Source organism: Zarconia sp. (genome assembly GCF_057467645.1).
The window spans coordinates 132,585-153,415 of sequence record NZ_JBRJXU010000006.1; the positions used below are offsets into that span (position 1 = coordinate 132,585).

19 protein-coding genes are annotated in these 20,831 nt (G+C 49.5%); 12 read left to right on the forward strand and 7 right to left on the reverse strand.

All coding sequences use genetic code 11. The features are described from left to right. Positions 1-342 precede the first annotated feature (342 nt). The 4 genes from AC2215_RS00800 (at position 343) to AC2215_RS00815 (ending at position 4,160) form a co-directional block, all read left to right on the forward strand. Positions 343-1,347, forward strand: coding sequence for a YdcF family protein (locus AC2215_RS00800; RefSeq protein ID WP_486808041.1), 1,005 nt, complete (start codon positions 343-345; stop codon positions 1,345-1,347). Positions 1,348-1,738: 391 nt separating this feature from the next. Next, complete coding sequence (ruvA, locus tag AC2215_RS00805) at positions 1,739-2,365, forward strand: Holliday junction branch migration protein RuvA (RefSeq protein WP_486808042.1); 627 nt, start codon at positions 1,739-1,741, stop codon at positions 2,363-2,365. Positions 2,366-2,667: 302 nt separating this feature from the next. Further along, complete coding sequence (locus AC2215_RS00810; protein WP_486808043.1) at positions 2,668-2,958, forward strand: hypothetical protein; 291 nt, start codon at positions 2,668-2,670, stop codon at positions 2,956-2,958. A gap of 5 nt (positions 2,959-2,963) precedes the next feature. Continuing rightward, entirely contained in the window at positions 2,964-4,160 is a 1,197-nt protein-coding gene (locus AC2215_RS00815; protein ID WP_486808044.1) for a cupin domain-containing protein, read from the forward strand. Between the two features lie 92 nt (positions 4,161-4,252). Here the strand turns inward: AC2215_RS00815 and AC2215_RS00820 are convergent, their stop codons facing one another. From AC2215_RS00820 to AC2215_RS00840, 5 genes are all read right to left on the reverse strand, one after another. After that, complete coding sequence (locus tag AC2215_RS00820; protein WP_486808045.1) at positions 4,253-5,356, reverse strand: metallophosphoesterase family protein; 1,104 nt, start codon at positions 5,354-5,356, stop codon at positions 4,253-4,255. Positions 5,357-5,725: 369 nt separating this feature from the next. Further along, positions 5,726-7,201, reverse strand: coding sequence for a hypothetical protein (locus tag AC2215_RS00825; protein ID WP_486808046.1), 1,476 nt, complete (start codon positions 7,199-7,201; stop codon positions 5,726-5,728). A gap of 37 nt (positions 7,202-7,238) precedes the next feature. Next, positions 7,239-7,901, reverse strand: a complete 663-nt coding sequence (gene cobO, locus AC2215_RS00830) for a cob(I)yrinic acid a,c-diamide adenosyltransferase (RefSeq protein ID WP_486808047.1) — start codon at positions 7,899-7,901, stop codon at positions 7,239-7,241. A gap of 225 nt (positions 7,902-8,126) precedes the next feature. Next, on the reverse strand, positions 8,127-9,074 hold the full coding sequence (locus AC2215_RS00835) for an alpha/beta hydrolase-fold protein (protein ID WP_486808048.1): 948 nt from the start codon (positions 9,072-9,074) through the stop codon (positions 8,127-8,129). Positions 9,075-9,260: 186 nt separating this feature from the next. Continuing rightward, a complete protein-coding gene (locus AC2215_RS00840) occupies positions 9,261-9,521 on the reverse strand; it encodes a hypothetical protein (protein ID WP_486808049.1) in 261 nt (86 codons plus the stop codon). 138 nt (positions 9,522-9,659) lie between these two features. Between AC2215_RS00840 and AC2215_RS00845 the strand changes: the two genes are divergently transcribed. Then, positions 9,660-10,055 carry a hypothetical protein gene (locus AC2215_RS00845; RefSeq protein ID WP_486808050.1) on the forward strand — a complete coding sequence of 132 codons (396 nt, stop codon included), beginning with the start codon at positions 9,660-9,662 and terminating at the stop codon, positions 10,053-10,055. Positions 10,056-10,499: 444 nt separating this feature from the next. On the opposite strand, the gene AC2215_RS00850 is transcribed toward AC2215_RS00845, so the two are convergent. Both AC2215_RS00850 and gntT read right to left on the reverse strand, forming a co-directional pair. Further along, positions 10,500-12,275: a hypothetical protein gene (locus AC2215_RS00850; RefSeq protein ID WP_486808051.1), complete on the reverse strand. Its 1,776-nt coding sequence runs from the start codon at positions 12,273-12,275 to the stop codon at positions 10,500-10,502. 389 nt (positions 12,276-12,664) lie between these two features. After that, positions 12,665-14,062, reverse strand: a complete 1,398-nt coding sequence (gene gntT, locus AC2215_RS00855) for a guanitoxin biosynthesis MATE family efflux transporter GntT (RefSeq protein ID WP_486808052.1) — start codon at positions 14,060-14,062, stop codon at positions 12,665-12,667. A 709-nt stretch (positions 14,063-14,771) separates the two neighbouring features. Here gntT and AC2215_RS00860 point away from each other — a divergent pair. The 7 genes from AC2215_RS00860 (at position 14,772) to AC2215_RS00890 (ending at position 20,637) form a co-directional block, all read left to right on the forward strand. After that, positions 14,772-16,409 (forward strand): DUF3352 domain-containing protein, encoded by a 1,638-nt coding sequence (locus tag AC2215_RS00860; protein WP_486808053.1) that lies wholly within the window; start codon positions 14,772-14,774, stop codon positions 16,407-16,409. 191 nt (positions 16,410-16,600) lie between these two features. Continuing rightward, positions 16,601-17,467 carry an alpha/beta fold hydrolase gene (locus AC2215_RS00865; protein ID WP_486808054.1) on the forward strand — a complete coding sequence of 289 codons (867 nt, stop codon included), beginning with the start codon at positions 16,601-16,603 and terminating at the stop codon, positions 17,465-17,467. 203 nt (positions 17,468-17,670) lie between these two features. Beyond that, positions 17,671-17,991, forward strand: a complete 321-nt coding sequence (locus AC2215_RS00870; RefSeq protein WP_486808055.1) for a 2Fe-2S iron-sulfur cluster-binding protein — start codon at positions 17,671-17,673, stop codon at positions 17,989-17,991. A gap of 311 nt (positions 17,992-18,302) precedes the next feature. Continuing rightward, positions 18,303-18,494 (forward strand): hypothetical protein, encoded by a 192-nt coding sequence (locus AC2215_RS00875; protein WP_486808056.1) that lies wholly within the window; start codon positions 18,303-18,305, stop codon positions 18,492-18,494. Between the two features lie 11 nt (positions 18,495-18,505). Then, positions 18,506-19,591, forward strand: a complete 1,086-nt coding sequence (locus AC2215_RS00880) for a DUF3326 domain-containing protein (protein ID WP_486808057.1) — start codon at positions 18,506-18,508, stop codon at positions 19,589-19,591. Further along, positions 19,572-20,174 carry a CPBP family intramembrane glutamic endopeptidase gene (locus AC2215_RS00885; RefSeq protein ID WP_486808058.1) on the forward strand — a complete coding sequence of 201 codons (603 nt, stop codon included), beginning with the start codon at positions 19,572-19,574 and terminating at the stop codon, positions 20,172-20,174. The genes AC2215_RS00880 and AC2215_RS00885 overlap by 20 nt, the downstream gene beginning before the upstream one ends. 25 nt (positions 20,175-20,199) lie before the next feature. Next, on the forward strand, positions 20,200-20,637 hold the full coding sequence (locus AC2215_RS00890; protein WP_486808059.1) for a hypothetical protein: 438 nt from the start codon (positions 20,200-20,202) through the stop codon (positions 20,635-20,637). The last annotated feature ends 194 nt before the right edge of the window (positions 20,638-20,831 follow it).

A 20,831-nucleotide genomic window follows, 5' to 3' on the forward strand; every position in this document is an offset into this window, starting at 1 on the left:
CCATCGGACGAACCCCAGCCACCATAAAGCCAATCTCCCCGTGCCGGGTCTCGATCGAGGCTTCTAACGAGAACCATCGATTGACCTGCGTTTTTAGATCGATCGATGGGATAAAGCACCCCGGCCAAGATTCTGGTCAAAATTCTGGCAAGCGATCTGGTAAAGATTTGAAAATCGAAAAGATTTCGCGAAATCTTGCGATATCGTTGCTAGACTGACTGGGGCTACCGCAGCCGAGTGGGTGCTCTACTGTGGCTTAACCTCTCGGATGGGAGCGCTCCCGTCCGGCGCGAGGTTGTCGATTCTATTCAACCTAACTCCATATTCTCCAGTGCCAAAACGATGTTTCTACTAATTACTCGATTTTTATTATGGCTGTTCGTTATTTATCTGCTGTGGTTGTTCTTTAAAAAGGTCATTCCCGGCAACTACTATTCCTATTTAGGAATTTTTGGCGTTGTTGTCTTAGCCTTCCTGATCTTCTTCGAGCCGACCGATCCCATTTCTATGGTCGCTTGGAATATGATTTCGTTTGCCCTCAAACCCCTGGGACTCGCGCTCGTGTTGATTGGGGGAGCCGTTGTCGGCAAAAAGGGCGATGTCAGCAAACAAGGAATTACTTCGATTACAATCGCCTTTTGGGTGTTGTTAATCTCTAGCCTGCCCTTAGTTCCCAACACCCTCTATCAGCGTTTTATTGAAGAGGATGCCCAAACCCTCGTCGCTCAAACCGCCGACCAAGGTGCCGGAACCATCGTCTTACTCGGACAGGGAACCACGCAACCGCAGCTACCGGGCCGATCGCAAATTCAATTGACCGATGCCGGAAATTTGGTTTCCTATACCGCCGATCTCTATCGGCAGTTGGGAGCACCGACGGTGATTGTTAGTGCCGGTCGCCGCGTCGATTTACCCACCGCTGCGGGCAATCAAGTCGAAGCTAACGATATTCAGACTCTCCTCGAGCAACAAGGGGTATCGCCAGGTAATATCATTATCGATCCCGACGGCGTTAACGTTCGAGGCAGCGCCGTGAGCGTTCGCAACATTTTGGACAGTACCGGACTGGCAAATCGCGTCGTTCTGGTTGCATCAGCTACTCAAATCTATCGCGCCACTCAGGCTTTTGAAGATGTTGGCGTTGCTGTCGTTCCCCGACCGACGAATTTCGTCACCTTCGATTTCCCCGATGCGAGCTTCATCTCCCGGCTTCAATTCCAAGAATTCGTTCCCAGCCTCGACGGACTCGAACGAACGACCCAAATTCTCGATGAATATCTGAGCACGATGTACTACTTCCTGCGTGGCTGGCTAGCTCCCCTAGAGCTGGTTCGTCCCAATGGGTAAGTTCGAGATTTCTCGATTTCAATTGGAGTGGGGGAGGCTAAGTCGCGTGCCCCCACTTCTTTTTTGTACATGGGGAATAGGGAACAGCGATCGGTTGTCTCGCTATATTTCCGAGTTGTGATGGACGGTATTGGGGAGCAACGAGCGCTTCGGGAGACTCAACAGTACGCGCACAGACATAGGGGGAGCATCTTGCTCCTGTTTCCCCGTTTCTCCCAATTCTCCCGTTTCCCCCCACCACCCTATCTTCCTAAACCAACGGTTATTGTCAATGTTTGATTGCTCTTAACCAATAGACAGAGGCGCGGAGATCGAAAATCAGATCGAGATCTATGCCAAGTCATGAATTTCTTATCCCTTTCCCCCTTAACCCTTTTCCCGCAGAGGTCTAATGATTAGCTACCTCAAAGGCACCCTCGTTGGCATTCAGAAACAAACCACTACTCGCACGATTTTGACCGTTGAAGTCAATGGAGTGGGATACGACCTGCAAATTGCACCGCGTCTCGTACGAAATCTACCCTCCAGCGGCGATTGCATCCAGATTTTTACCCATTTGCAACTGCGGGACGAACAGCCAATTTTGTACGGGTTTGCAGGTCTTGCCGAACGAGATTTGTTCCGGCAACTGGTGAGCGTCAGCGGTATCGGACCGCAACTGGCGATTGCCCTGCTCGATACCCTCGAACTCTCCGACTTAGTTGCTGCCATTGTGTCGGGTAATACCCGCATCCTCTGTGCAACTCCTGGGGTGGGTAAGAAAACTGCCGAACGCATTTCTCTGGAACTGCGTGCCAAACTTTCCGAATGGCGACAAACGACGGGGTTGGATACCACGCCGACGGCAGGACTTACACCGGAAGTGCGCGAAGATGTGGAGATGACGCTACTGGCATTGGGGTATACTCCGAGCGAGGTCGTACAAGCGCTGAATGAACTTTCCGAACAGAAAGACTCCCTCGAAGATGCCGAAGATTGGATTAAAGGAGCAATTTCTATTTTAAGTCGGGATTGCTGATACGTTCGATCGCCCTTTGAGTCGATTGAAAGCATCAACAAAGAACAAATCTTATTCGCGATCGAGCAGACTAATGTCTAATGGATAAGAGAGATTCTCAAAACGTGAAAGGTTCCTCAATGAAGAATCTAGCGCGAACTGACCGCAACTGCATCAAATTCAAATCACGAAACCTCTTTTATCTAAAGGAAATCAAGTATTTCGATCGAGAGCTGAAATTCATCGCCAATTGAGGGTTGCCATTACCGCATTTGAGGTTATAATACTCTGTGCCTGTTATAAATAAGAGTGAGTCTCAATAAATGTATCTAAAAAGTTCCCTCGCCTTAACCGTTGCCACCATCTCCGGATTGCTCGTGCCTCTAGGCACAGAAGCTCAAGCTCATCACACTGAAGATAGTCACATCGAAATCGAAGTGACCCAAAAAAAAGTTTCTTCTCTCAACGATCGCTATTCGATCTACTTCATGGGCGAAGGCGGCGAAGGTGCTGAAGGCGAAGGTTGCGAAAGCGGTGAAAGCGGCGAAAGCGGCGAAAGCGGCGAAGATTGTGAAGAAGAACACACAGAAGAAGAAGGCGACGGTGACGGCTAAACATCGTGGAAACCCTCGAACGTCTTTTGCATCCTTACCCCGTAGATCGGTTCTTAAGTGAGAATTGGACTCAGCAAGGGCTATTTGTGGCAACCGATCGGGAAGATCGGTTTTCCCATCTTTTTTCTTGGGAACGGCTCAATTATCTGCTGAACTACCATCGCTATAAGCATCCCGATTTACGATTTTCCCTCGACGGAAAAACGCTGCCTCCTTGCAGTCCCACTGATTGGGTAAAACGGTGCCAAGACGGAGCAACCCTGATTCTCAACCACATCCACGAACTCGATCCGACATTGGCGCAGTGGACTTCAGCATTGTCTCGGGACATCGGACACCGCACCCAGACAAACACTTATTGTTCGTGGCCCTCCCAGCAGGGATTTAACTGCCACTTCGATCCCCACGAAGTCTTCATTCTCCAAATTGACGGTTTTAAAGAGTGGTTCGTGTTTGAGGAAACCCTCGAGTACCCGTGCAAAAGCGATAAGTCCCCCGATTTGCAACCGCCGGATTCGCCCCCCTATCTCAACTGCATTCTCAGTCCGGGAGACGTTCTCTACATTCCTCGGGGACACTGGCACTACGCCATCGCCCGCACCGCACCATCTTTGCATCTGACCCTCGGAATTACCTGCCGGACGGGTATCGATTGGCTCAATTGGCTGGTGGGGAAGCTCCAAAACGATCGGGCGTGGCGGCAAAATCTACCCCTGGTTCCCAACAGCGATACGGGGCCGTTCGATCGCCACTTGCAAAATTTGAGCGATCGCTTAGTGGAATTGCTCGAAGAACAAAAACTGACGCGAGAGTTTACTCAAGAGTTTACCCTCAGCGGCGATCGCAATCCCGAAATTGCCCTACCCACTCAAGTGGGCTTCGACCTTTTCGACAAAGGACTCGATACCCGATTTCGCCCCCCCAAATACCAACCCGTTCGCATCGAATTTCGGGCTAAAGACGAGTATTGCATCTGTACTCTCGATCGACAAATTGACCTCAAGGGAGTCACGCCGGAGTGCGTCGAAAACCTATTTTGCGGCAAATCTTTTAGTATTTGGGATGTTGCCGAGTGGCTGCCGAATTGCGATTTAGAAACCGAACTGCTGCCGTTGCTGTTGCGGTTAATCGAAGCTCAGATGTTGCTCGTGGAAGAAGATGCGGGGATACACGAAGGCACAAAGGGGGAGAGTCACCAATGAATTCTGCCTCAACATCGATCGCCGTTCGGCCTGGTATGGCGGCACTAAGACCCCGACAGCCGGTCTATTCTTTTCTCGCATATCCCTGACTGCTACAATCTCAACGTCACGTGATTATCGATCGCCGCGAGATGTCCCTCGCTATCGGTTGCGCTAAAAGACTCAATAAACCGGCGTGTAGTGGGGGGAAAGTGGGAAAACTCGAACTGTGCGTCCCCGTTGGCAATATTTGCCCAGAAGTAGCGCAAGCTGGGAATCAGGGGTTCGGCTTCTTCCAGGGATAGATTTAAGGGGGCTTCCGTCAGCAGCCGCATCATGAACGGGTAACTGCGATCGCCCATCCACTCCCGCGAAACTTGGGGTAACTCCGGCCACTCCGGCACCGATTCCACCCGTCCGGACTCGATTTGCAACCACTGCTGTCCGCGAGAATCCGTCCGAAACTCGAGAACGCGATAGGGATGGGGATAGCTCACTAGAGACCCGGTGGTAATATCGTAGATGCCGCGATCGTAGGCGATATCTTGGGTATGGAGGTGTCCGGTAAACACCAGTTTGACCCCGGCCGATCGCAACATCGACAGCAGTCGAGGCGCTTCGTCAAGCATATACCGTCGACCCATCCCACTGCGAGACTGACCGGGAACGTGTTCGATAACGTTATGGTGGATCGTCACCAGCAGTAATTCTTCTTTCGCCGCCGCCAGCACTTCTTCCAACCACTCAAACTGTTCCTCATCCATGCAACCCTGCTGTTTTCCCGCCTCGTCGAATTGGTTGGAGTTGAGGGCAATTAACCGCACCCCCGGCAGAATTGCGCGAGTGTAGTAAAGTCGATCGGGGTTCTCGTAACCGCAGTGGCGGTAGTAGTGGGGGAAATCCGCCCAGGCAATGGATGTCTCGTTCGCCAACAGACTGGGAACATCGTGGTTGCCCGGAATCGTGTAGGTGGGATAGGGCAATTGTGCCAGCCGCTGACTCACCCAGGTGTGATTTTCCGGTTCTCCGTGTTGGGTTAAATCCCCCGGAAGCAGGAGAAAATCTAAATCGAGTTGACTGAAGCGATCGAGGATCGATTCTAATGCCGGGATGCCGATTTCGACTAAATGAAAGCGTTTGGGGTGGTCCCAGATGGTGTGGGGGAGGGCGATGTGCAAATCACTGGCGATCGCAAACTTAAAATTTAGATTTCCCATCTTTATGAATAACTTCGTTTCACTTTAATATTCCAATTTTGACTCACCCCGATTTTTGCCAGAATTAAATTGAACCGTCTCGAGCACCTTCTCCGATTGGTTTAAAAAGGGAGACCGTCACGATTCAATATTTTCTCGCTCGATGCAATTTGCTACAATAATCGCTATCTAAGAGATATTGCATAAACCTTTGATTATAGATAATTTCTAGCTTTTTTTCAATATTAAAAAAACTTTGAAAAGGTAATTTTATAATGGATAATGGCTCAATATTTTTAAAATTTTATTTTTTAAGATATTTTAGATATCAATTATATTAAATATTCAACTTTAAAAAACATAAAAATTCAATAGTAATCTTTTAAAATCTTATCGCTTAACAATTTGATTAAGCCGTTCCGTTTCCGCTATAATTTGCTCGAAATCATCTTCTCCCATACGTTTTACATAATTAATTTTGACTTCTTCTAGGAAATCGGAAACTAAGCTTTGAATTTCGGAGATATTTTTGTCTTTTTGAACTTCACTCGCAAACGATTCGCTGAAATTTTCAATTAATTGACTCGTCAGTTTTGCCCCGACAGGATCTTTGAGACTAGACGTTAATGTTTCGTACACCGTTTGGGTCATTTGCGACACCAATTGTTTGGCGATCGCATCTGGAACATCTCCCACTCCCGGTAACTGTTGAAAACCTTGATAAAGGGGAAGAGTTTTCAAGGTTTTGGTGATATTGTGATATAGCAGCGCTTCAATATCCGGCTGAATTTTGGGCCACACCTGGTAGACGCTCAAATTCACGAAACGAGTGGAAAGCGCTTCTACTTCATTGACATTATTGAGGTCGATATAGCGGCGGCGATCGCTCGTATCTAACCAGTTCGGCAAATCATTTTCAACGGCATACTGTACCTGGTCGATCACCCGAATCACCACGGCTTCTGTTAGGGGTTCGGCGAACGTGGCAACAACTCCTTTATTAATTTGCTGCCAAACCGAATCCATCTTGACCAATTGCGCCCGATCGAGTCGCATCGCCGTCGGAATGACCCGTAACAGCGACCAAAATGGTGTAAACAGAGGAAACGGAAGGGAAAACGGTAAAAACAGAAAAACATCGTACCAGCGCCACAACATCCCATCGGGAAACCACTTCACTCCGATATTTTTCTTGGAAATAAACCAAGTGCGCGCGAGAAATTCCAGGAAAAAGATGAGGTTGAAATAGATATCGATCCGCCAAAACCGATTAACGAGTTCCCCAGTTTCGCCGTAGTGCCGGTAGTAGTTAGTATTCATCAACGGGCGAATTTGCCGATCGAAAAAATTAATTTCCCCTTGCCACCCCGTTTGACTTAAATAAGACTGAGTCCAAAATCGAGCGAACGAGTCTTTCGAGGATGCACGGCGATCGTCGAAAATCCGCACCCGTATCCGATTCTTAATTTTTTCCAGGGCCCCAATTTTATTGGCTTGCGCAAAGGGATTGTCCTCAATAGTTTCCCGGCTGAGCTCGCGCAGCTGTGCCAAAATCGGTTTCACTTCCTGGGAGTCTAACCCCGTACGCGCCACTTGTGCTTTAAGTTGGTCAACTGTATCGAGGTACTCGACGGTATCCCGGTGGGGTTCGATACCTTTGAGGCGATCGTAGGTTTTGTGAAAACCTTGGGGAACTCGCAGGCAAGTCTCTCGAATGTAAAAGCAGCGAACGTACCAATCTCGGTACGGAATATAGCTTAGATCGAACAGGACCAAGCCCAAATTCGCCGCAGCCAGCATGGCCATCACCTTTTCAAACCAGGAGGCCGATCGCGCGGATTTTCGAGAGCGTTGGTAAGCAGGCATAATCTAAGCTAGAGAACCGATGGTATTTCGCAATCGCCTAAAATTCAATTCCCGGTTGCGCTTTGACACCCTGTTCCCGGAAAGGATGTTTGACGAGTTTCATTTCCGTCACTAAATCCGCCCGCTCGATTAACTCTGCCGGGGCGCCGCGACCGGTTAAGATAACGTGGGAGTCAGCGGGTTTCTCCTCGAGTCCGGCGAGAATTTCCTCCGCTTGCAGGTAGCCGAGTTTAAGCGCCACGTTGACTTCATCGAGCAGTACCAGTTTGAATTCGGGGTTGCGAATAAATTCTAATCCTTTTTCCCAGGCTTCTTTGGCTTTGGCGATATCCCGATCGCGATCTTGAGTTTCCCAGGTGAAACCTTCCCCCATGGCGAGAAACTCGATCTGGTCCGACCAGCGATCGAATACTGCCTTCTCTGCCGGTTCCCAAGCGCCTTTGATGAACTGGACGATCGCCACCCGATAGCCATGGCCGAGCGATCGCAGCACCATCCCCAGGGCGGCCGTTGTCTTCCCTTTGCCGTTCCCCGTATTGACGATAATCAAGCCCTTTTCCACATCGCGCTGGGCTAATCGCTGGTCCTGTACCTCTTTGCGGCGCTGCATCTTTTTCTGGTAGCGATCGGCATCGAGGGCCGCTGCACCGCTGAGGTCTTCAACTTGGGATTCAAGGGTTTCAGAACTGGGAGTAGACATAGCACTCTTGGATATTCCTTCACCCTCAATTTTGACAGAAAACGGATCGGGAGAGGGGGGGACTGTAGGGGCAAAGCATTTGGGCGATAAATTATGTGAAAAACGAAATTTGATATATCCAAATGCTTCGCCCTCCCCAGGGTGAGGATTTGGGCGATAGATTATGTGAAAAACGAAATTTGATATATCCAAATGCTTCGCCCTCCCCAAGGTGAGGATATGTCCCTACCATCGTCGATCGCGATCGAGAAATTCGAATATCTCATCGAGTTGTCCGCCCCAGAATGCGTAGTCGTGTCCTGCCCCCTCAACGGCTTCGTAGCGTATCGGAATGCGATCGCCGTGGGTTTTCACCAGGGCTTGATAGAAAAGCTGACTTTGGGACTCCGGCACGATATCGTCGGCGGTTCCGTGGCTTAAATACAGAGGCATTTGCCATTCCTCCACTCGACTTTGGGGGTTGTCTCGCCCCAGCCACCGATCTTGAAACTGGGAAAATGACCCGTAAACTGCCGTCATCAGCCGATCTTCGGGAGTATTTTCCTGGCTGAAGTCTCCCGAAACGCTCGCCCCCGCAACAAACAAGCCGGGATTTTCCAATGCCACCAGTGCTACGCCGCGTCCCCCCGTAGATAGCCCTAACAGCGTATTGTGCTGTCCCGGCAGCAATAAATTATGGCGCGTTTGAATCGTTGGAATCAACCGTTCGCGGACGAATTCGCCACCGGGAACCGCGTTCCATCGCAAGTCGGTTTCCGGGTAGTAGGCGCTTTCGTAGAGGGTTTGTCCCATTTCTGGCAAAATCAAAGCGTACCCGTAGCGATCGGCGTATTCCACTAGGGGAGCATTTTCCACCCAACTCGATCGCGAAAAATCCCAGCCGGGAAATACTAGCAGACAGGGAAAATCGAAGTTGTCGCTGTTTCCATATTCCGGAGGTAAATACAGATCGTAAGCTACGTCATCAACTGTTAAGTTGCGATTCCAGCCGGGGGTGGCATTGGATACGGTCATTTGAGTTACAGGGGAAGGAGCAGGTGTGGGTGGAATGGGGCGAGTTGCGTTTTCGATCGAGGGTTTGGGTTCGGGAGGCGGTGGTGGTGTCGAACAGGCGATCGATATTGGAAGAAGTAATAGAAATGGGATAGATTGGCTCGTTAAATTGGAGGGCATTTTCAGTCGTTTGCAATCTGAAATTATCGCGATCGTACTTAATCGATGAATCTAATTATAATTATCCTCTCTAGAGTTTTCGATCGCTCGATACGAATTTTCCGTTAAACGAAGAAAAGACTTTAATGAATTTCTATCGATCCCGATTTTTGATTTGAAATCGGAAATATAAATACCGTGACAGACTTAATTCAAAACTTGAACTAAGATTCTGAGCTGCTCAACTGAAATTTGAATAAATCGGGGTCGATCGTTAAAATTTTGCAAATCCGATTGCATCAGCAGAATAAGAGCTTCTAATTCTTCTCGATCGGCACCAAGTCTAGCGTGAAAACCTCCACTAATTTCATTTTTGACAAAATTGCAGCTTTTTATCAAAATATCAATTTCGTTTTTTCCCAATTCAACGATAACCGTATTCTCTATTCCTTGTCTAACCTGGAGCATCGTGGCTTATATTTTTATAATTAACACCTGTAGAATAAATTTAGACAAACCTTCTATTTTATACAAAACATAAATGTTCGAGCGTTGTTATAAAAACTGCTTACCCTAAAATTTACCCCGATCGTACTTGCAACCGCAATGACTTTAAAAATGGCTGGATGCTTCCGCGAACTACCCTACGGTGAAAAAATGGGACCGAGTTTGAAATCTTGTATTGCCGATTGTCCTCAAGAAAACGAACGTCAAATTATTCAGTATCTAAAGTCAGGTGTAATTTTTATTTCTTGTATGGGGGTCTTTAAAGATATACTCGACGAAACGAGCGATGTATGGATTACTCCACATGTACTAACCGACGGCAGTTGGTTATGGTATAACGACTTATCTTATTATGTCGAGAGATACCATGCTCGCGTGCCGGCTGAATTTGTTCGAGCGATGAAGTTAAACCAGTGGCAAGTCCCACCGGAAAGTTCGATCGATTTAAACGAATTGGAATCGAGATATGATTCCCAGAGTATTGAATTTTACTAAAAAATCCGCAAAGTTATGCATTCATTAGAAATGAAGCGATCGAGCTAGAAAATTAAAAATACAGGGAAAGAATTTATTCCTTCCAAAATCCTCACCAATCTTCGGCAATCTAAGAAGCGAACAACTAGTTACTTGCTTGTCCTCCCCCAGTACAGATCTGACTGGGGTATTTCTTTGGGAAAAATTTAATCGGACTTCATAATTTTTGAGTGGGTGAATTTTCAGCATTCGATTGACTTGACGTTTGCCTGAAGTTTGAGTCTGATAAATTCCTAAAAACGTGATGTGCAACTTTGAGCGCTCGCCATGTGGTGAGCGAGTCGAAAAATCTCCCTTTTCCCCTTCTCCTTTCCCCTTTAACCCCGAGCGAGAGAGTGTTGGAGAATTAAGTTGCACATGGCGTTAAAAAGTCAATAACTCATCATCGAAAATAGTACCGAAGCCTTATCGAACGATACAGTTAGCATCGAGAAGGACGAACGTGGGATCGGCAAAAACCGAGCAAGTTTCGATCGCCCCAGCTAATGCCGGAACCTGACCTTGTTGAAGCGTTTCTAGGGCAACGGTTGCCGCTTCTTGCCACGGATTATAAGGGACGGTAGCCGAAGTGGATAGAAAGCGATTGAGCCAATTATCCCGATCGCTCGTTATATATTCTGGGGTAAACGCGCCACGATGAAGCAACCAAAAATCGATACCGTACTTCTCGATGAGTTGGCGCGCCGGGTCTAAACTAAGGTCGTACTGCGCCCCGATCGTTGCCAAAGTGCGATCGTGAATTTCGTTGGCATATTTGAGATGGTAGGGAATAGCATACTCCCGTCCCGCTAAAATCGATCGCTGGGTAAATGCCGGTAAATTATCCACTTCTCGATCGAGAGATGCAATTAGCGCATCTTTAGGCGTTTGTTGCAGGAACTCGTACAACGCCACCGCCTTCCCGGTTTTGTAGACGGTTTTGGGAAAAGATTTCAAACTCAGGGGATACAATACCAACGCCGCCATCAAGACGATCGCCCCTCCAACTCCCAGCCAGCGCAGCTTTGGCAAGTTTCGCGCCATCTCCACCAGCGCCGCCACGACAATCGCAATTACCATTCCCGACGCCATTGCCAGGACGACGCGCAAGCTGTGTTGGCTGTAGCGACTGGGAAGGTGCAACTCGAACAAGCAAGCGTAACTGAGCAAAAACAGACTCAACGAGACAGCGATAATTTGCCAGAGAATCCCGACGCGATCCGTAAATTTGCTCGCCAGGGGAAACAGTTTCGGCAGCCGCATTACCACCGGAAGCAACATCCCCACCCATAAAATTGTCGGCGTTTTCACCGGCAAAAATCCGCTTCGTTCCCCTTGCAATAAGAAGTACCAGGGATCGGGATGAAAAAACGCACTGCGTCCCCCCGGCCAAAATTCCGCCGAGTTGCGGGCTTCAGCTAAGGCGATCGTTGGACCGAATTCGTTCGCTTGCAAGGCATAGGGCAACATCACTACTAGCGCGACTGCCAATCCCGCACCGTAGAACTGCCATCCGCCAGATGCAGGATTTGATTCAGGATTTGATTCAGGATTCGATCGCCCCTGACGTAAGAACCCCAGCCAAAACCCCTGCACCAGCATCCCCCCCTCAATGAGAACGAACTGGGGGTAAAACCATCCCATCAGGGCAATCGAAATTAACACCGGCAACAGTTGTCGCCGCAGCAGATAGTATAAAAACGCCAAAAATAACGGGTAGAGAAACGCCCTGGGGGTTCCCGACACCAAATCGTCCTTCATCCATAACGTGAGATTGAGAACGACGGTACTGGCAAACGCCGCCAACGGAACCGGTAAAATTTGCAGGCACACCCCAAATCCCCAAGCTGTTGCCATCAGTCCCAACCCTATGGGGACGAACTTATTGAACGCCAGTGGCGATATCCCCAAATGGGCGATCGATTGATAGAGTTGGCTGTAACCGGCAGGGGCAACGGACTGGAAGTAGTCGGCAATAAGATCGTTGGGAAACAAATCGCCATCGATAAATCTGAGCATCCAAAAAACGTGCTGCCGCGCGTCATCCTGCACCACGTACTCGCTGCTAAAGGCTTCCGCGAGAGCCATCCCTGCATAAAGTGCCGCAAATGTCAGACTCAAACTCAGCCAAAACATCCGCTGACTTAGAGAAATCTTCCTCGATGGCGCAATTCCAAATTCTTGCAAACGCGAAAGCAGCATTTCCACCCACACCCAGACTGAACGGCAAATAATCTCCAAATCATACCGCTTGCGGGGACGGCTTGCGGGGAGGGGAAAGCCGGAGATGTCTCATCAGTCATCAGGGATAAGTAATCAGCGATCGGTCCGATCGGTGAAGCCCGAATCAAACAGAACCTGTACCTCTTAATGTACGAACAAAAAACCTAGATCTAATTTGTTTGTTGAATCTTCCGCGTCAAATCAGAGAGCAAACTTATTACTGATTACTTTTAACTTATTAACGCGGTGTGCAACTTTAAAGCCAAGCCATATGGTGAGCTAGCCGACCAGATCCCCCTTTCCCCTTCCCCCTTCCCCTTTTACCCCGTGCGATCGGGTTTTGGATAAACAAGTTGCACATGACGTTATTACTTGTGAATTGAAGCTGGAGATCCATCGATCTGTATGGCGTTCGATTCAGTGTCTTGATGTGCGCTCGACAATTGCATATGAGTCTGAATCAGCCGAGCGGTTAGAAATGCCAAATATACTCCCATATAGGATGTCAGCGCGCTCCAGAGTATAGGCTCACTCTGTTGATGTATGGCGAGCAACACCAACGGTAAAAATCCGAGGGTGAAACCCAACACTGACCCATTGCGTAAGGTTGTCCCATCCTTAATACCAATAAAATAGCTCTCTAGCATAAAGACTGCTGCGGTTAAGCTGAGTAACGGCACCAACCAAAGGGTATACTGCCGCATTGCCTGAGAGATATCGGAGTGGTTCGTCAACAGCTTAAAGACGGTATCTGGGAACAGTATTGTCCCGAGTGCGAATGCTAAAGCAATCGGCAAAGCCGTGACCAATGCAAGCTGCAACACGGACAACATTCGATCGATCCGTCCCTGTCCCTTAAAATTGCCAATTAGGGTTTGGGATGTCATGCCAACGCCCTGTACCGTAAACTGACTGAGTAGAGCAATCTGCAAAAGTAAGCCATTTTCTGCTAGTAGCTCTGCGCCAAAAGATGCACTCAGATTCGTAAAAATGGTATAGGCAGAAATTAAAACTAAAAACCGGACTAAAATATTTCCCTTGAGCGCGATCGCCGATCTCAAACCTTGGCGATCTTTGACTTGTTCCCAGGCTTTCCTGAATAATGTCCACTGCGTGCTCCGTGCCATGGCGACTAGCCCGACGAGTAATGCTAAATACTGACTCAATGCCGTGGCCAGACCTGCCCCCATACTCTCCCAGCCCCATCTGACGATCGCTAGATAATCGAACAACACATTGGTACCATTACCGATCGCCGACATGAGAAAAATCACCCCGTTCATTTCACGACCCAGGAACCAACCAAATAGCACAAAATTGAGCAATACTGCGGGCGCTCCCCAGATGCGGGCATTAAAGTACTCGAGTCCTGATGCCTCAATATCCATCGAGCCTGAAAGCATTGCAAAGCCGAGCTGATGGATGGGGTATTGCAACAATAAAATTCCCCCCGCGATCGCCAGGGCGATCGAGCCGCAACGCAAGAGGGCGGTCAATACAGCCACCGGATCGTTTTGCCCTCGGGCATTTGCCGTGAGCGTATTCGTACTATTTCGCAAAAACTTTAACGTTCGGTAGAGATAATCAAATAAAAGACCCCCTAAAATCACTCCGGCTAAGTGATTAATATTTTCTAAATGACCGAGAAATGCGGCATCAAATAGAGCCGCTAAGGGAACCATCATATTGGAAAGTATGGCAACCGAGGCGAGTCGATAAAAACGAGATAAAAAACCACGGTATTGTGTCGGTAGAGACAGTGACATAAATTCGAGTTCGATTTTGCTTGTGGAACGCCGAGGTGTGGAAATCTTTTTGCCGTCAATCTTCCCAATCAAAATATCACAAACTTCTTAATATTTCTACATGCAAATCCTCACAATAATGAAGTAGCTTAATAGACTATTCATTTTTATACCAATACAATCGCTTCGATCCCGATCGCAGACTCCATCGGTCCGATCGATTCGATCGAATCTAATTTACGCCATGTGCAACTTGTTTATCCAAAACCTAACCGCACGGGGGAATGGGGAATGGGGAATGGGGGATTTTTCGACTCGCTCACCATCCTTTCGCGCGCAAAAAGATTGCACACCGCGTAATTTTGAGAACGATCGCACTCCAAATCCGTGAAATTGGGATCGTCAAATCCCCCACCCAAAATTCAAAACTCAAAATTCAAAACCCTTTCCGATTTCCCATTCCCCTTGACAAGCTACACGTAAGCTTAACGGTTCGCCAATGCCCGATGTCTACTCGATCGGTCATGACTGGGTCTAGCTGTGGGAACGTCGCAATTGGAGTCAACCCGCTCAACGGGGGTTGTTCTAGTTGACGTTCTGTTCACCCCAAACAATCAATCGCGGATGAAATCCTGATAAAGTGTCTATGTCATTGTCCGAAGCATTGTCCGATTTCACCGTCCTGGGCACTTGTGCATCGACGCCATCGCCAAACTTACCGGAGATTTAGATGATTAAAACCCTCAAATCTTCCCGCCTTCCGGCTGTGGGGGCGGCTGCTCTTCTGCTGGTGGGAGGAGGACTGGCGTATTGGTTGTTTTCGCGCGGCGAACCCGAAAACTGGCAAACGGGGGCGAAATACATTCCCGAAGAAGCGCTGATGACGCTTTCCGTTTCCACCGATTCCCAGCAGTGGCAGCAACTGAAGAGCTACGGAACCAGCGAGAGTCGCGAATTGTTGGGGCAGGGGTTGCTCTCGGCGGCCGATCGCCTCGCCACCAACTACGGCTACGATTACGGGGAAGATATTCGCCCCTGGGTGGGAGATGAGGTGACCGTTGCCTTGTTGCCGCCACCAGCCGAACCCAATCCCAACGCACCGCCATTAGTACCGGGGGAACTACAATCGGCGATCGCCGTTCTTCCCATCGGCAAAGGGAATTTGGCGAAAGAATTGTTTGCGCAAGCAGCAGCATCCGGTACCTGGGAAGAGCGCAGCTATCGCGGCATTAATGTTCGCGAAGCCAAGGATGATGCCGATCGCACTTTCTCCACGGCAATCCTCGATAATGCGGTCGTCGTGATGGGAAATCGTCCTCAAGCCTTAGAACGAGCGATCGATGCTTACAAAGATGGTAAATCGATTTCCGACGCGCCCGGATACGATCGAGCCTGGGAATCCACCCTTCCAGAAAAGTTCTTCGCGCGGGCGTACTTTAATTTACAAACGGCCTTCGCAGCTTTGTCGGAAACTTCGATCGATCCCATTCCCCCAGAGATTTTAGCCAAACTCGAAAGCCAGGGTTTAACCACCACCGTTTCCCTCCAATCCGACGGTATTCTCTTCAACAATCTCTCCTGGCTCAAATCGAATAGCGAAACGACGTACCTGGGGCAAAATCGGACCGGGAAGATTCTTGCCCGGTTGCCGGGGAATACGGTGATGGTGATGTCGGGAGGCAACCTGGAACAACTGTGGAAAGATTACCTCCAAGGGGCAGAGTCGAATCCCCTCGCACCTGGAGATCCCAATTGGCTGCGACGGGCGCTCAAATCGACGGTGGATGTGGATCTCGAACAGGATTTGTTGCCCTGGATGACGAAAGAGTTTGCCCTGGGGATGATTCCCGTTGAAGGGGAAAAGGCGCAAAACTTTCCCGGTGGAGTGGTGCTGATGGTGGAGGCGGCTAAGCGCGAAGATGCAGAGGCACTATTCGAGAAGCTGGATGGGGTGATGCGCGAGAAGTACCAGTATCAGGTGAAAGAGGAGACCATCGGCGATCGCCCGGTGGTGAATTGGACGTCCTTGGGTGGGGCGCTGACGGTCACTCGGGGATGGCTCAGCGATAAGATTGCCTTTATTAGCGTCGGCGCGTCGATTGTCGATGGATTGATTCCCCAACCGGCGGATTCCCTGGCCGCGAGCGATCGATTCCTCGGTTCGGTTCCCTTGGAGTTGCAGCCGAATAACGGACATTTTTATCTGGATTTAGACGGTACGATTAACGCCGAAGGATTTACTCTGCTGCAACTGCCGCCAACGCAAAAAGCCTTGGTCGGCGCGATCGAATCTATTGGTGTCACCGGGGCAGTGCAAGACAAGCGTCACAGTCAGTACGATATATTCGTCAAGCTGAAAACGGAATAACGGGCAATGGGCAATTGACAATTGACAATTGACAATTGACAATTGACAATCGAAAACTTAGCTCGTGTCGGGTGGAAAATGACGGCGCTCTCTTGAATCTTTTGAGAGCGATACATCCACTCCGGACAAACGAATTGTCCGACACTGGCTCGTCAATTTAGAGTTCGACGATCGTTATTGAAACGTAAACCATGACTCGAACGGGCGTTACCTGGAAACACGATTATATTGAGACCAACGGCCTCAAACTCCACTACGTGACTCAAGGGCAAGGAAAACTCATGTTAATGTTGCATGGGTTTCCCGAATTTTGGTACTCCTGGCGGCATCAAATCCCGGAATTTGCCCGCGACTATCAAGTGGTGGCGCTGGATTTGCGAGGTTATAACGATAGCGATAAGCCTCCCCAAAAATCTGCATATATCATGTCAGAATTTCTGGCAGATATTCAAGGAGTCATTACGGATTTGGGGCACGAACGTTGTATTTTAGTGGCGCACGATTGGGGTGGGGCGATCGCTTGGCATTTTGCCGAGGCCTATCCCGAAATGGTCGATCGCTTAATCGTTTTGAACCTTCCCCATCCTGCGAAATTTCGTGCTGGGTTGCGCACCTTCGCCCAATTGCGAAAAAGCTGGTATATCTTCGCGTTTCAGCTTCCCTGGCTACCGGAGTGGGTGTTTCGGCGGAACGATTGCGAGGCGATCGCATCTGCATTCTACGATATGGCGATCGATAAATCTGCCTTTACCCAAGCTGACCTTCAAGCCTTTAAAGATGCGGCAGCTAAACCGGGCGCTTTAACGGCGATGATTCATTATTATCGGAACGTATTTCAAGACTTTTTTCGGTCAAAATCGTGGAAAATCATCGAAATTCCCACGTTAATGATTTGGGGCGAAAACGATATTGCTTTGGGGAAAGAACTCACCTACGGAACTCAGGAATACGTGCGCGACTTACAAATTAACTACATCCCCAATTGCAGCCATTGGGTACAGCAAGAGCAACCGCAGTTAGTCAATCGTTATATGCGCGAGTTTTTAGCTCGATCGTAACCGATCGACTGACTTGAATATCGAGATCGAGCTAGCTTGAATGAGAGTTTATTTTAGAAAGGATTGCGCTTTCATTCAAGGGAAATTTCTTGAAGATCGCAAATACATATTACAAAATTCAATGGGGGACTTGACGAAAAACTAGAGTGAAATAATACTAGTCTAGGTCTACTAGCGATCGCCATTATCGTTGTCATTATTTTATGTCTCAGACTTACAGCGTTGAAATCCACCATCAAGGTGAAACCCACACCATTGAAGTACCAGAAGGTCAAACCGTTCTCGAAGCCGCTCACAACGCCAACATCGACCTTCCCAGTTCCTGCTACTCCGGCGTTTGTACCACCTGCGCCGCCAAGGTTCTAGAAGGGGAAGTCGAACAGGGTGACGGCATGGGGGTCTCTCCCGAACTGCAAGCTGAAGGTTACGCACTTCTGTGTGTGGCTTACCCGAAATCGAACCTAAAAATTGAAAGCGGCAAAGAAGACGAAGTTTACGATCGCCAATTCGGTCAACCCGCTTAATCGTTAACTTGCACGATCTGGACTCGTTTCGGGGCGAAGCATTTGGAAGACAAGCGATCGAAGAGAAGATAAGGGTAAGTCTCCAAATGCTTTAGCCTTATCGGTTGAAAACCATCGAAAAACCGCTGAATTCGCTTTTTTTTAGGTTCTAAATTAAGATCGGAAAATTGACGACGATCGATCGCGCAAGGGAAATCTAATTCGAATTTGCAAGCGAAACTCGAGCGGCCGCTCGATTCCAAGTTTCTCAAGACACGATCGGACACATCGATCGCGATCGAGCACAACCCAAACCTCATCCACCCAAAACTATGACCACACATTTTATCACCGCCGAAATCGACCTTCAGGAATCTCCTCAAAAACTCCAGCAAGAAATCGAAGCGGAACTCGACAAGCGAGGCAATCCCCTGCGCTGGGCCGTGACTCGCGTGGACGAGGAAGCACAAACCGCCCATGTCGAAGCGGTCGTTACCGACGAAGCCACCCCCTCAAAAGCCTGAGTCACTTGCCTGTGCCCCCCTACACCGTCCTTCTCATCGTTCCCACGGGAGTCGGTGCGTCCGTGGGTGGCTATGCTGGGGATGCCCTCCCCGTTGCCCGCGCCATTGCTGGCGTTTGCGATCGCCTCATCACCCATCCCAACGTTCTCAATGGCGCTCAACTCTACTGGCGCGATCCCAAAATTTCCTACGTCGAGGGTTACGGTCTCGATAAATTTGCGGCCGGGGACTGGGGGTTACGGCCGGTACATCAGAATCGCGTCGGTTTAATTCTCGATCGCGGTATCGAAGACGAACTGCGCCTGCGCCACATCCAAGCCGCTGATGCCACTCGCGCCACCCTGGGACTGAGCATCACCGACTACATCATCACCGATGCCCCCCTCAACGTCGAAATCCGCACGGCTGACTCCGGTGCAAGTTGGGGAACCATCGGCAACCCCGGAAGCCTTCTGCGGGCCGCCGAAGCCCTGATAACTCAAGCCGAATCTGAGGCAATCGCCATTGTTGCCCGCTTTCCCGACGAAGATGACGAAGCCCTCGCCAACTACCGCCAGGGGAAAGGAGTTGACCCCATCGCCGGGGCAGAAGCGGTTATCAGCCATCTGCTGGTGCGCCAATTCCAAATTCCAGCGGCCCACGCCCCCGCTCTTTCTCCCCTGCCCCCAGATGCCGATGTTTCCCCTCGCGCGGCAGCTGAAGAGTTGGGCTATACCTTTTTACCCTGCGTGCTGGTGGGGTTGAGCGGTGCGCCCCAGTTTTTGACAACGGGACTGGGGCGATCGAATTCTGCCCAACCGACTGATATTTGGCGCGACAGCGTCGATGCGGTACTAATTCCTGCGACGGCTTGCGGGGGAAGTGCTATTCTAAGTTTGTGCGATACCCGCACCCAAATTATTGCTGTCGGGAATAATCGCACCCAAATGCAAGTTCCCCCCGAAAGTCTGGGAATTCCGGCACTGCATGTTCAGTCTTACCTCGAAGCGCTAGGGGTGTTAGTCGCCCACCGCGCCGGTATCGATCCCACCTCCCTGCATCCCGAGATTTCGCCCCTTCATTTTTTACCGAACCTTCGTGAGCGATCGCAATTCTAAAGAACCGGAAATTGAACCCCTCACCCGCACCCAGATTTTGGTGGCTATGGGGGTAACGGCTTTAGTTTTGCTCCTGATTGCCAAATTGTGGATGAAAATTGGGGCGGTGACTCTCTTACCCATTGCTTGGACGCCGATGGTTCTCGTCTGGGCTTTGGGGATTACTGCTGTTGTGACGACTGGAAGCGCTCTCCTCTACCGCTTTTGGCCCGCCTACCGCCACAGCGCCCGATTTTACCTGGATTTAGTCCTCAAACCCCTGGTCTGGCCGGATTTAATTTGGTTGGGATTGCTGCCGGGGATGAGTGAAGAGTTACTCTTCCGGGGGGTGATGCTACCTGCCATTGGATTGAATTCGCTAGGGTTGGCGATTTCGAGTGTGTGCTTCGGGGTACTCCACCTCAGCGGTAAGAAGCAATGGCCCTATATGGTTTGGGCAACGGTGGTGGGAGTGATTCTCGGCGCGAGTGCGTTGGTTACCGAGAATTTACTCGTCCCCATTATTGCCCACATCCTGACGAATTTTACTTCGGGATTGTTGTGGAAGTTACGGGAAAAGCGATTGGAACCGAGCGATTTATAAGGAAGCCCTACCCCATTGAGGATTCTTGTCTCCAAGCTTGTGGGGGTACGATTCTCCAAGAGCGATCCTCAAAAGCGATCGAGATCTTGTTTTTCCCGAATGTTTTGCGTTGTGGCAGAAGTCTAATGGTAGGATTTTAGCGGATCGCGATCGCGCCCGATCGAGAAAAGTTTGGGTCAAGTCGCCAAGCGTCAGTATGCGCCCGGTTCGGGAGGGAAAGACTTCAATGACGGATGCCAGAGCACAGAAATTACAAAATTTAAAATTCCGATTCCACCACGAGTTAGAGGAAGTGTATCATCGCTTCTTTGACGAACTTGCAGATTCAGGGCTTGGCGACGGCGATGCGGGGAGAGTCGCTCAATCATTACTCCTCTCGCGCCAGGAAAGTCTCAAACATTTAGTCTCCCCCAAGGAGATGAGTGCTTATCTCGAGGTTTATCCCGAAGACGCCACAGATTGAGTTGCGATCTGTTCTGTTCTCATGTGGAAATACGACTCTCCTTGCTTCCCCCAGAAAATCAGACAAAAAAAAGGGAGAGTTCTCACTCTCCCCGCCATCAGGGTGCATCTACTTAACATGAGTATAGCGATTTTGGGGTGGGGGGTCAAGCCCCTCAATTAAATTAGCGAACCCTGTTCTTTCTTCACCGCCCG